Origin of the sequence: Caballeronia zhejiangensis (assembly GCF_022879815.1) — a bacterium.
GTDB lineage: Bacteria > Pseudomonadota > Gammaproteobacteria > Burkholderiales > Burkholderiaceae > Caballeronia > Caballeronia zhejiangensis.
This window is the reverse complement of sequence record NZ_CP084284.1, coordinates 932507-944003: the sequence shown is the minus strand read 5'-3', so window position 1 is coordinate 944003 and position 11497 is coordinate 932507. Positions and strand designations below refer to the sequence as shown.

Annotated in this window: 15 protein-coding genes and 2 riboswitches; of the genes, 7 read left to right on the top strand and 8 right to left on the bottom strand. The window is 62.8% G+C overall.

What is annotated here, in order from left to right; translation table 11 throughout:
* Positions 1-2: 2 nt before the first annotated feature.
* Both LDZ23_RS18900 and LDZ23_RS34930 read left to right on the top strand, forming a co-directional pair.
* Entirely contained in the window at positions 3-1502 is a 1500-nt protein-coding gene (locus tag LDZ23_RS18900; RefSeq protein ID WP_033537058.1) for an efflux transporter outer membrane subunit, read from the top strand.
* 1 nt (position 1503) lies between these two features.
* Positions 1504-1887, top strand: coding sequence for a hypothetical protein (locus LDZ23_RS34930; protein WP_308196618.1), 384 nt, complete (start codon positions 1504-1506; stop codon positions 1885-1887).
* Between the two features lie 20 nt (positions 1888-1907).
* Here the strand turns inward: LDZ23_RS34930 and ppk2 are convergent, their stop codons facing one another.
* Positions 1908-2804, bottom strand: a complete 897-nt coding sequence (gene ppk2, locus LDZ23_RS18890) for a polyphosphate kinase 2 (RefSeq protein WP_244808152.1) — start codon at positions 2802-2804, stop codon at positions 1908-1910.
* Positions 2805-3035: 231 nt separating this feature from the next.
* Between ppk2 and lhpI the strand changes: the two genes are divergently transcribed.
* Both lhpI and LDZ23_RS18880 read left to right on the top strand, forming a co-directional pair.
* On the top strand, positions 3036-3977 hold the full coding sequence (lhpI, locus tag LDZ23_RS18885) for a bifunctional Delta(1)-pyrroline-2-carboxylate/Delta(1)-piperideine-2-carboxylate reductase (protein WP_008353087.1): 942 nt from the start codon (positions 3036-3038) through the stop codon (positions 3975-3977).
* A 129-nt stretch (positions 3978-4106) separates the two neighbouring features.
* Positions 4107-4430 carry a hypothetical protein gene (locus LDZ23_RS18880; protein WP_008353089.1) on the top strand — a complete coding sequence of 108 codons (324 nt, stop codon included), beginning with the start codon at positions 4107-4109 and terminating at the stop codon, positions 4428-4430.
* A 106-nt stretch (positions 4431-4536) separates the two neighbouring features.
* On the opposite strand, the gene hmuQ is transcribed toward LDZ23_RS18880, so the two are convergent.
* From hmuQ to LDZ23_RS18865, 3 genes are read right to left on the bottom strand one after another with little or no spacing between them, the layout of a single operon-like run.
* Complete coding sequence (hmuQ, locus tag LDZ23_RS18875; protein WP_008353090.1) at positions 4537-4851, bottom strand: heme-degrading protein HmuQ; 315 nt, start codon at positions 4849-4851, stop codon at positions 4537-4539.
* 50 nt (positions 4852-4901) lie between these two features.
* On the bottom strand, positions 4902-5273 hold the full coding sequence (locus LDZ23_RS18870; RefSeq protein ID WP_034471935.1) for a DUF1428 domain-containing protein: 372 nt from the start codon (positions 5271-5273) through the stop codon (positions 4902-4904).
* A 59-nt stretch (positions 5274-5332) separates the two neighbouring features.
* Complete coding sequence (locus tag LDZ23_RS18865; protein ID WP_008353092.1) at positions 5333-5899, bottom strand: histidine phosphatase family protein; 567 nt, start codon at positions 5897-5899, stop codon at positions 5333-5335.
* A 48-nt stretch (positions 5900-5947) separates the two neighbouring features.
* Positions 5948-6074, top strand: a riboswitch (cobalamin riboswitch).
* 29 nt (positions 6075-6103) lie between these two features.
* Here LDZ23_RS18865 and LDZ23_RS18860 point away from each other — a divergent pair.
* Both LDZ23_RS18860 and LDZ23_RS18855 read left to right on the top strand, forming a co-directional pair.
* Positions 6104-6337: a CbtB domain-containing protein gene (locus LDZ23_RS18860; RefSeq protein ID WP_034471940.1), complete on the top strand. Its 234-nt coding sequence runs from the start codon at positions 6104-6106 to the stop codon at positions 6335-6337.
* Between the two features lie 9 nt (positions 6338-6346).
* Positions 6347-7129 carry a CbtA family protein gene (locus LDZ23_RS18855; RefSeq protein WP_008353094.1) on the top strand — a complete coding sequence of 261 codons (783 nt, stop codon included), beginning with the start codon at positions 6347-6349 and terminating at the stop codon, positions 7127-7129.
* Positions 7130-7163: 34 nt separating this feature from the next.
* Here the strand turns inward: LDZ23_RS18855 and LDZ23_RS18850 are convergent, their stop codons facing one another.
* The 4 genes from LDZ23_RS18850 to LDZ23_RS18835 form a co-directional block, all read right to left on the bottom strand.
* Entirely contained in the window at positions 7164-7409 is a 246-nt protein-coding gene (locus LDZ23_RS18850; protein ID WP_008353096.1) for a DUF1289 domain-containing protein, read from the bottom strand.
* On the bottom strand, positions 7406-8704 hold the full coding sequence (locus LDZ23_RS18845; RefSeq protein ID WP_008353098.1) for a cobyrinic acid a,c-diamide synthase CobB: 1299 nt from the start codon (positions 8702-8704) through the stop codon (positions 7406-7408). The genes LDZ23_RS18850 and LDZ23_RS18845 overlap by 4 nt, the downstream gene beginning before the upstream one ends.
* 3 nt (positions 8705-8707) lie before the next feature.
* Positions 8708-9310, bottom strand: coding sequence for a cob(I)yrinic acid a,c-diamide adenosyltransferase (gene cobO / locus LDZ23_RS18840; protein ID WP_008353100.1), 603 nt, complete (start codon positions 9308-9310; stop codon positions 8708-8710).
* Between the two features lie 249 nt (positions 9311-9559).
* On the bottom strand, positions 9560-9985 hold the full coding sequence (locus LDZ23_RS18835) for a cobalamin biosynthesis protein (protein WP_008353104.1): 426 nt from the start codon (positions 9983-9985) through the stop codon (positions 9560-9562).
* Positions 9986-10031: 46 nt separating this feature from the next.
* Positions 10032-10289, top strand: a riboswitch (cobalamin riboswitch).
* A gap of 121 nt (positions 10290-10410) precedes the next feature.
* On the opposite strand from LDZ23_RS18835, the gene cobW reads away from it, so the two are divergent.
* A complete protein-coding gene (cobW, locus tag LDZ23_RS18830; RefSeq protein ID WP_008353105.1) occupies positions 10411-11496 on the top strand; it encodes a cobalamin biosynthesis protein CobW in 1086 nt (361 codons plus the stop codon).
* The last annotated feature ends 1 nt before the right edge of the window (position 11497 follow it).

Here is an 11497-nt window from a genome sequence, read left to right as displayed (position 1 = left end):
GAATGATGAATAAGCTGCATGTTTTATCGAGTCTGATGGCGTCGTTGTTGCTGGTCGCGGGCTGCTCGCTCGCGCCGACCTACGAGAAGCCCGACGTCAATGCGCCGTCCGCCTACAAGGAAACGCCGCAAAAGACGCTCGATGCATCGGAAGCGGGTACGTGGAAGACCGCGCAGCCGTCCGAAGAGATGATGCGCGGCGAATGGTGGACGATCTTCGACGACGCCACGCTCAACGATCTGGAAAAGCAGGCGCAGGACGCGAACCAGAACCTGAAGGCGGCGGCCGCGCGCGTGAAGGAAGCGCGCGCGATCAACCAGACGGCGCGGGCGGGCTTGTTCCCGACGCTCGATGCGGGCTTCGGCCCGACGCGCGAGAAGTTCTCGCCGGCATCGCAGTTCCTGCCCGCCGATGGCAACGTGCCTGCGCAAACGCTGTGGCGCGCGCAGGCGAGCGTGTCGTATGAAGTCGATCTGTTCGGCCGCGTGTCGAACTCGGTGCAAGCCGCGAACGCGGACACGCAGCAAAGCGAGGCGTTGTTCCGTTCGGTGCAGTTGGCATTGCAGGCTGACGTCGCGCAGAACTACTTCAATCTGCGCGAGCTCGATGCGGAAAGCGATGTCTTCACGCGCACCGTGCAGCTACGCGAGGAAGCGTTGAAGCTCGTGCAACGCCGCTACACCGAAGGCGATATCAGCGAACTCGACGTGGCCCGCGCGAAGTCCGAGCTCGCGACAGCGCGTTCGGATGCGATGACGGTGCAACGTCTGCGCGCGGCATCGGAACATAGTCTCGCGGTATTGCTCGGCAAGTCGCCCGCCGAATTCACGATGGCCGCGAATCCGCTCAAGCCGGTAACGGTGCGCGTGCCGCCCGGTTTGCCTTCGGCGCTGCTCGAACGTCGTCCCGATGTCGCGGCGGCGGAACGCGCGATGGCTGCGGCCAATGCGCGTATCGGCGTGGCGAAGGCGGCGTTCTTCCCGTCGCTCACGTTGACGGGCTCGGGCGGCTTCGAATCCGCGACGCTCGGCGATCTCTTCAAGTGGTCGAGCCGCACATTCCTGCTCGGGCCGTTCGCGGGTACGGCGCTGAATATCCCGATCTTCGATGGCGGCCGTCGCAAGGGCAATCTCGCGAATGCGCGCGCGATATATGAAGAGGATTCGGCGAACTATCGTCAGCAGGTGCTCGTTGCGTTCCGCGAGGTCGAGGACAATCTGTCGGATCTGCGCATCCTCGAAGATCAGACCGCGACGCAGGACGATGCAGTGAAGGCGTCGGTGCGTGCCGCGCAGTTGTCGCGCACGCAGTACACCGAAGGCGCGGTGAATTACCTCGACGTGATCGATGCGGAGCGCACCGTATTGCAGACGCAGCGCGCCTCGGTGCAGTTGCGGGGCACGCAGGCGGTATCGACGGTGAATTTGATCCGCGCACTGGGCGGCGGCTGGGGCGATGCGAAGCCCACGCCGGTGCCCGAGCCGAGTCTCGCGCAGAAGTAGCATGAAGATGGCCCTGCATCGCGCAGGGCCATTTTTTCTCGGGGCGCGCATCGATGACAGCTCGATTGTTCGCCTCCCGGAACATATGTCTTCACCTGCGGGGCGTTTATCCGCACGGCTCGAATCCATAGAATTTCAATCATGGGATAGGGAGCCGATGATGAAAGACTTGATCGCAAAACAACTGTATCAGCCGGCGGTGGTGTTGCCACTGCTACTGTTGACGCGCCTGATGGTCACGCTCGACTTCAATCTCGCGCAAGTAATGTTCGTAATGGTATTGAGAGGTTCGCAGCACGCATATCAGTTCGCGCTGCGTCATGCGGTTTCGCGTCAGCGCAATGGCGCGAGCGTGAAGCATCTGCCCTGCAACAACTGCTGCTGACGCGCGCCGCGCTATCGACCTCAATACACTTCGGGAACGTACATCTCATCCGGCACGGGCTGGCGCAAATAATCGGGATTGAACACGCGGTCGGGCAGTTCGATCGGCGGATGCTCGACATCGTGATACGGCACCTGACTCAGCAAGTGATGAATGCAGTTCAGGCGCGCACGTTTCTTGTCGACGGCATGCACGACCCACCACGGCGCTTCGGGAATGTGCGTGCGCTGAAGCATCACTTCCTTGGCCGCCGTGTAGGCCTCCCATCGGCGGCGGCTCTCCAGGGCCATCGGGCTCAGTTTCCACTGCTTCAAAGGATCTTCGATACGCGCCTGGAAGCGCACTTCCTGTTCGTCGTCGGTGATCGAGAACCAGTACTTCACGATCTGAATGCCGCTTCGCACGAGCATCTTCTCGAACTCGGGAACCGAGCGGAAGAATTCCTCATACTCTTCGTCCGTGCAGAAGTTCATCACGCGCTCGACGCCCGCGCGGTTATACCAGCTTCGATCGAACAGCACGATCTCGCCCGCCGCCGGCAAATGCGACACGTAGCGCTGGAAATACCATTGCGTGCGCTCGCGATTGTTCGGCGCGGGCAGGGCGGCCACGCGGCACACGCGCGGATTCAGCCGTTGCGTGATGCGCTTGATCGCGCCGCCTTTGCCCGCCGCATCGCGTCCCTCGAACAGCACCACGAGCCGATGCCCCTCGTGCACGACCCAGTCCTGCAGCTTCACGAGTTCGCCTTGCAAGCGAAACAGCTCGCGAAAATAGGTCTTGCGTAACTGACGCTCTTCATCGGAGAAAGTCGATTCGCCGTCCAGGAAGCGATCGTCGATCTCCATCTCGAACTCTTCGTCGTAGCTGTCGATGATGTCGGCGTGGAAACGGCGCTGCTTTTCCGTCGTGTTCATGAGGGGCTCCGTGGCGTTCTTGGGCTGCCGCCGTCGCGATGACGGTCGCGGCGCGGGACGGCCGATTGTGACGACATTCGATGGCAGTCACATGACAGCGGCTGATTCGTTCATTCTAGCGAGCGATTCGCTGCTTTATGACGCGGCGTCGCGCGCCGTTAGAATGTTCCGGCACTTCGATGGGATTTTGAAGTTCGATTTCATCTTCCCCATATCAAGCGAGCGAACGCGATGACCGCAACGATCCATAGTTTCGACGAAGCTCAAACCGCGCGCCTCGTGCCGTATGATCGGCTCGTCGACACCCTCGCCGCGACGATGCTCGATTACGCGGCGGGACGCATCGTGAGTCCAGAGCGCATGGTGGTGCCGATCGAAGGCGGCGTGATGTTGTCGATGCCCGCGAGCGCCGCCGATCTCGCGATGCACAAGCTCGTGAACGTTTGCGCGGGCAACGGCGCGCTCGGCCTGCCGACGATCCACGGTCAGGTGACCGCCTACGATGCCATGACGGGCGTGCCGCAATTCATGCTCGATGGCCCGACGGTGACGGGCCGGCGCACGGCGGCGGTATCGATGCTCGCGATCCGCGCGCTTCACGATGCCGCGCCGCGCGAGGTGCTCGTCATCGGTACGGGCAAGCAGGCTGCGTATCACGTCGAGGCGCTCGCCGCTATTTATCCCGATGCGCGCATCGTCGTGCAAGGCTCGCGTCCCGGGCGCGCGCGCGAGTTCTGTGCGGCGCATGCATCGCTTTCGAAGCAGCTTGCCGCGCTCGACGAGACCACGATTCCCGATTCGATCGATGTCGTCATCGCCGCGACCACGAGCAAGACGCCGGTCTATACGTTGCCCGCGCGCGCGGGCCGCCTCGTGATCGGCGTGGGCGCATTCACCGCCGATGCCGCCGAGATCGCCGCCGCGACCGTGCATGCAAGCGCGCTTTACGTCGACGACCCTGCGGGCGCGCGTCACGAAGCAGGCGATTTCATTCTCGCGAGCGTCGAATGGAACGATGTGCACGCATTGGCGCTCGCGCTCGCGGCGCCGTCCAAAGCCGTTGATGCATTGCAACCGGTGATGTTCAAATCGGTCGGCTGCGCGGCTTGGGATCTTGCGGCATGTCGCGTCGCGCGTGCGGTTTTGTCGGAGGAAAGCGTCGCGGCGCGCTAGGCCGTGCAAGGGGAACGCCAGCTTGGAACGGTACTTGCTGTAAGTCTCTTTAATGACAGAGACGCCATAAGCGTCACATGACAAACGGCGCCAAGGTGCGCCACAGCAATCGAGCCAGCGAACTAACCCATGAAAAGTCGATACGACAGCAAGTGGCACCCGTGGATTCCGGCGCGCGACGACGGACGTGAGGGCGCGGGTGGCGCGGCGGACGGGGAACGCCAGACGACTCCGCATGCGAGCGCGGCGCCGCCTGCGGCTTATTTCATCTCGGTTCTTGAGCTTGCGACGGGCGAGAAACTCGGCAATGACGAGCGTCTGCGCGCCGTCGCGATGCTGGAATCGCAATTCGGTGCGGGGCGTCCGCGCACGCTGAAGGAAGCGGTGCGAATCTGCGCGGCGGCGATCGATTCATCGACGCTGCAGCGCATGGCGCGCGGCGCAAAGGCCTAGAACACGTCTGAAAAGACAGCTTCGGCGAAGCGCGTTTTTTCACACGTGTGTAAAACGCGCGTGCTCGCCGAAAAGTGCGCGAACGTTCGGTTGCGCCTTGACCGCTCTATTTGACGGTCTGAATGACTTCGAAGCCCTCGAATTCCGGATGACCGAGATAAAGCTGGCGCGTCTCACCGCCGGCATTGCGATGCGCGGCGCGAAACGCGTCCGAACGCGTCCAGTCTTCGAAGGCTGCCTGATTCGCCCATATCGTATGGCTCGAATACAGAACGTGATCGTCTTTCACCGGTCCTTTGAGCAGATGAAACTCGACGAACCCGGGCACATCCTTCAGATGCGTATCGCGGCTCGTCCACAGACGTTCGAAGTCGGCTTCGGCGCCGGGCACGATCTTGAAGCGGTTCATGGCGATATACATGTCGATGCGGTTCCTTCGAAGTAGTGACTCGATTGAGCGGATAAGAACGATCAGTCGCGCCCGAGTTCGACGATGGTCGTGAAGCCGCCGAAGAACATGCGTTGAGGATCGAACGGCGTCTCGCCGGATTCCATCATCGTTTTGAGGCGCGGGTCTTCCATCACTTTGGCGTTGACGCTATCGCGCTGCTCGCGCGATTCGTAGACGATATACGAGAACGCGACGGTCTCGCCTTCCTTCATCTGCACGCTCTGTGGAAACGATGTGAGCTTGCCGGGCTTCACGTCGTCGGCGATGGTTTCCACGAACTCCAGTGCGCCGTGTTCCAGCCAGATCTTGCCGGCGGCTTCGGCCATGCGGCGATAAGCGTCGACCTTGTCGATCGGTACGGGTACGACGAATCCATCCACGTAATGCGCCATCTGAGTCTCCTGGTTGAGTCGAACGCGCACCGCGCACGCGATGCGCTGTCTGCTTTGAGCTATTCGTATGGAGCGAAGTTCAGGGCGGTCCACGTATCGGCGGGCGAGGCGCGTTCCAGCACCGTGGACGAGAGCGGCGCGAAGTTCATCCCATAGATCGATGCGAGCGGCAGGCGAAGCGCATGCGCGAGCGCCACTTTCACGACGATCGCATGCGTGACGACGATGCAGCGCCCCGCGTCGAGCCGGTCGATCGAAGCGAAGCCCTCGGCGACGCGCGCGGCGAGCATGGCGACGCTTTCGCCGCCGTGCGAACGCGCATCGGGATCCGCGAGCCAGGCAGCGACATGTTCCGGTTCGCGCTCGCCCGTTTCGCGTATCGAATGCCCGCGCCAGCGGCCATAGTCGATGTCGTCGAACGCGGGAACGATCTCGAATGCATCCGCGATCCACGCCGCCGTTTCACGCGCGACGCGCGCGGGACTCGCAATCACGCGCGTGTCGGGCAAGGCGTGCAATGACGCGAGCTGCGCGCGCGCATCGCGCTCGGGAGGTTCGTCGCCGGTGGGAAAGTGCCCGGTTTTCATCGCGCGCGTGGCGGCGTGACAGAGAAGAATGAGTTCCAAGGCAGGTGGCGGTCGAATCGGAATCGTTTTACTTTGCAGCGGATCATCATAGAATGGCAAGCTTGCAGTGCGAGGAAGCCGGTGCAAACCCGGCACGGTCGCGCCACTGTGTGCGGTACGTCAACGCGAAAGCGCGGCGCCGCGAGTCAGACCCCGCTGCATGCTCTTCGTCAATCGGGACGCGCTTTTCCCTGGAGAACCACCATGAATGCTTCCAACGCGCCGGTCTTTTCCGCTCCGGTTTCCCCGTCACTCGATGCACCCGTGCCCATTCCGGTGCGTGAAGTGTTGCCGTGGGCCGTCTTCATCGGCCTCATTCTGCTGATCGCAATCTATTTCGTCGGCGCCGAACAGGGCGCGACGTCGATTTTCTCGGGCACGTACGTCCACGAATTCGTGCATGACGGCCGGCATTTGCTCGGCTTTCCGTGCCACTGAGGAAGCATCATGATTCGCACTTTGCTGATACGCGGCATGATCGCGGGACTGGTCGCGGGCCTGATCGGCTTCGGCTTCGCGCGTGCGTTCGGTGAACCGTCGGTGGCACGCGCCATCGCGTTCGAGGAACAGCACGAGCATGAACACGAACATGAGCACGGTCATGCCGATGCGGCTGCCACGCAAGCGCATTCGCACGATCACGGCGACGAAGCGCTCGTGTCTCGCGATACGCAAGCGGGCCTCGGCCTTCTGACCGGCGTCGCCGTGTTCGGCACCGCGCTCGGCGGTCTCTTCTCGCTCGTGTTCGCGTTTGCTTATGGACGGCTCGGCGCGTTGCGCGCGCGCGGCACGTCGGCATTGCTCGCGCTGTTCGGCTTCGTGAGCGTCGCCATCGTGCCGTTCCTCAAGTACCCGCCCAATCCGCCCGCTGTCGGCAATGCCGAGACCATCGGGCCGCGCACGGCGCTTTTCTTCGGCATGGTGGCGATTTCCATCGCGGCTGCCGTCTTCGCCGTGCGCTTGCAGCGGCGCATGGTGGCGCGGCATGGCGGGTGGAACGCGACGCTCATCGCGGCGGCTGCGTATATCGTCGTGATCGTGGCGGCGCAGGTCGCGCTGCCGTCCGTCGATGAAGTGCCCCCGGATTTCTCCGCTTCGCTGCTGTGGAATTTCCGCGTGGCCGCTATCGGCATGCAGGCGCTGTTATGGACGACGCTCGGTCTCGTGTTCGGTGCGCTCGCAGCGCGTGAACTCGAGCGGCCGGCGGTGAGAAGAATGGCTGCGGCGTAAGCGGTTCGGCGTCGCTCATGAAGCTCGCGCTTCGTCAGGAACGCGGGCTTTTCGTTTGCTCTTTCGCCGCACGACGCTTGAGCAATTCATCGAACAGATCGAGCTTCGCGGCATCGTCCATCGATCTGAAGGTCTTGATTTCCTCGCGGCTTCGGAAGCAGCCGAGGCACAGGCCCGTTTCCTGATCGAGCTTGCAGACATCGGTGCATGGCGAGCCGATGGGTTCCTGCGCTTTCGCGCGTTCGATGGTGAAAGCGAGATCGTCTTGCGTCGTTGTCATAGTGATTCGCCGCGAAAGAGCGCAGCGGCCGCGGCCGGATTCGACGGCCAGTAAGCGTGCATGTAAGTGGCCGACACCGAACCATGCCGATAGAGCGCTTCGCCTTCGGTGCCGGTCGTGGCATGAGCGGCCTTGAGCGCCGGCTGCATCGGCGTGTCGAGCGTCGAGTAGTGGAATGTGTGACCCGTCATCGCTCCATGCGTCGTGTCGATGCGCTGCATCGCGAGGCGCGACAGCTTGCGTTGCATCGCCGCGTCGCCGGGAAGGATGCCGAGCATCGCATGCCGCGTGCCTTCGATGTCGGTCAGCGTGTCGAGCAGATACAGCATGCCGCCGCATTCCGCGACCAAGGGCTTCGCTCGCTCGACGTGCGCAACGATCGATGCACGCGCGCGTTCGTTCGAAGCGAGCGCCGCGGCATGCAGTTCGGGATAGCCGCCGGGAAGATAGAGCGCGTCGGCATCGTGCGGCGCGGGTTCGTCGGCGAGCGGAGAAAACGTGCTGATGCGCGCGCCCATGGCGATGAGCACATCGACATTCGCCGGATACACGAACGAGAACGCCGCATCGCGAGCGATGGCGATATGCGCGCCGTCGAGCAGACGCGGCGGCGCGGGCAGCGTCGCATCGTCGAAATGAACGGGCGGCGGAAGATCGGCGAGCGTCGTTTGCGCGATTGCATCGGCGGCGCGGTCGAGCCGTGCGTCGAGGCCCGCGATTTCATCGGGCTGCGTGAGACCGAGATGACGCTCGGGCAAGGCGATATCGTCCGCATTCGACAGATGGCCGCAATAACGCAAGTCGACGGGGATAGTCTCCGACAACATCTGCGCATGACGCGCCGATGCAACGCGATTCGCGAGCACGCCATGAAAGGGCACATCTTCGCGATAACGCGCGAGCCCGAACGCGATGGCGCCGAACGTCTGCGCCATGCCGTGCGCGCCGATCACCGCGAGCACCGGTACGTTGAACGTGGCGGCCAGATCGGCGCTGCTCGGCGTGCCGTCGAAGAGACCCATCACGCCTTCGATGAGAATGAGATCGGCCTCGCGCGCGGCCTTGGCGAGCAACGCGCGGCACGCATCGAGCCCGACCATCGACAGATGCAGCGAATAAACGGGCGCGCCGCATGCACGTTCGAGAATCATCGGATCGAGAAAATCCGGGCCGGTCTTGAACACGCGTACCTTCAGTCCTCGGCGCGTGTGATGACGCGCAAGCGCCGCCGTCACCGTGGTCTTGCCTTGATGCGACGCACTCGCGCCGATGAAGAGAGCGGGGCAGTCGGGCATCGCTCAGAACTCGACGCCGCGTTGCGCTTTCACGCCTTGCTCGCGATACGGATGCTTCACGAGCCGCATTTCCGTGACGAGATCGGCAAGTTCGATCAACGCATCGGGCGCGTGGCGACCGGTCACGACGACATGCAGCATCGCGGGCCGCGCCTTCAGCACGTCGAGCACTTCATCGAGCGGCAGATACTCGTACTTGAGCACGGTGTTGAGTTCGTCGAGCACGACCATCTGATATTCGCCGCTCTCGATCATGCGGCGCGCTTCGTTCCAGCCCTTGCGCGCGGTGGCCATGTCGGCTTCGCGATTCTGCGTGTTCCAGGTGTAGCCATCTCCCATGGTGACGAAATCGCAATGCGCGATTGCGCCGAGGAAATCGCGCTCCGATGTATGCAGCGCGCCCTTGATGAACTGCACGACGCCGAGCTTCATGCCGTGTCCGAGCACGCGCACCGCCATGCCGAACGCGGCCGTTGTCTTGCCCTTGCCGTTGCCGGTATTCACGATCAAAAGGCCTTTCTCGTGATCGGCGGCGGCCTGCTTTTTCTCGTGGCCTTCCTTGCGGCGCTGGGTCATGCGCAGATGCGATTTGGTATCGGTTTTCACGGGAGCTCCAGAGAAAGACGGCCGTATCGTACAACAGGCGGCGGCTTAATTCTGCGCTAACAGACGGCAGGCATCATGCAATCAACGTAATCACCGACTCGAGGAGCAAGCAAATGGACGCGCTCTATCTCTATCTGGAACTCGTCGCGCTTGGCGTTCTCGTCTGGCTTTGCCGCGACAAGTTCAAACCGGTCGTGGCGAAGCCGCTCGCCGAAACGCCGCGTCCGCGCACGACCGCAAGACCGGTATTCATGTTCCGTTCGCGCGGGGCGCATGCATCGCTGCGATCGCGACGGTTACGCCACAATCGATCGTCTTTGGCACGATGAGCGTTCGCGCGTTGCCCGCGAGCAGCGCGCAAGGCTCGCATACGCCATCGACGTTCATATGCGCCATTGCATGATGCGATATCGCCGTGCGCGGCGCTTGCGCGATTTCATCGGCGCCGTAGAAGCGCAATGTCAGACGATGACGCTCGCAGAACGCGAGCAGTCCCGCCTCGTGCCGTTTCGCGTCGATGCTCGCGATGATGGCGATGTCGCCGAACGCAAGCGTGCCCAAAGCGCCGCGCACGGCGTGCTCGATTGCGTCGGCGCTCGCGCCCCGCCTGCAGCCGATCCCCACGGCAAGACGCGTGACAGCGGGCTGATTCATGTGAGCGATGACGGATTCCATGTGCGCCGACCTTACCACCTTTCTTGACGCTCGCGCCCGCCGGGCCTAGACTTTCACGCAGTTTTGGTGCTCGCGCGCGGATTCTCTCGTGCGCAGTTAAACGGGAAGCAGGGCGCGTTCCTTTCGATTCGTCGAACGCACGTCAACCTGCGCTGCCCCCGCAACGGTAAGCGATTCACCGCGCACGGCATTTTCATCGCGTGTACGGGAAGCCGGCTTCGAGGCCACTGCGCGTGAGAAACGCGCGGGAAGGCGAAGCGGCGTCGTCGTCAGCCCGGATACCGGCCAGACTTTGAGCGGGGCTTGCTGTCGCGGGGATGCGGCGCGGCCCATGATCCATAAAAGCGTGCGTTTCCCTTTCATCCAGCCGCGTTGCCAGGCATCGCGCGACATGAAGCGCATGCAACCGAAGCCACGGAGCGACGATGCAAACCCGCAAGATTCCCGTCACGGTCGTGACCGGCTTTCTCGGCAGCGGCAAGACCACACTGATGCGGCATATCCTCTCCAATGCGCAAGGCAAGCGCATCGCGGTGATCATCAACGAGTTCGGCGAGCTCGGCATCGACGGGGAGATCTTGAAGGGTTGCGGCATCGGTTGCGAGGATGAAGCCGGCTCGAAAGACCGCAATCTGTACGAGCTCGCGAACGGTTGTCTCTGCTGCACCGTGCAGGAAGAGTTCTATCCGGTCATGGAACAACTCGTCGAGCGGCGCGAGAGCATCGATCACGTGCTGATCGAAACGTCCGGTCTCGCTTTGCCGAAGCCGCTCGTGCAGGCGTTCAACTGGCCGTCGATCAAGAACGCATTCACCGTCGATGCCGTCGTGACCGTGGTCGATGGACCCGCTGCCGCGAGCGGTCAGTTCGCGGCGAATCCCGTCGCCGTCGATGCGCAACGCAAGGCCGATCCCAATCTCGATCACGAATCGCCGCTGCATGAACTGTTCGAGGACCAGCTTTCGTCTGCCGATCTCGTCATCGTCAACAAGACCGATCTCATGGATGATGAAGCGCTGCGAAAGGTCGAAGCGCTCGTGCGGCCCGAGATTCCGCCCGAAGTGAAGATCGTGCCCGCGCAGATGGGCAGGCTCGATGTGCATACATTGCTCGGTCTCGAATCGGCATCGGAAGAGACGATTCATTTGCGGCACGATCATCACGGTTCGCCCGATGAAGCAGGCCACGCCGATCATCATCATGACGAGTTCGATTCGGTCGTCGTGCATGGCAACGTCGAATCGCGCGAGCAGGCGCTGGCCGCGCTGCATGCGCTCGTCGAGCAGCACACGATCTATCGCGTGAAGGGTTTCGCTGCGTTGCCGGGCGCGGCGATGCGGCTCGTCGTGCAAGGCGTCGGACGACGCTTCGACAGTTACTTCGACCGCCGCTGGGAAGCGGGCGAAGCGAAGACCCAAAGCCGCTTCGTGCTGATCGGCGAAGACCTCGAACGCGCGACGCTGCAACGCGCGTTCGACGCCGCGCTCGCGAGCGCGCCCGTGCAGGCGTAAC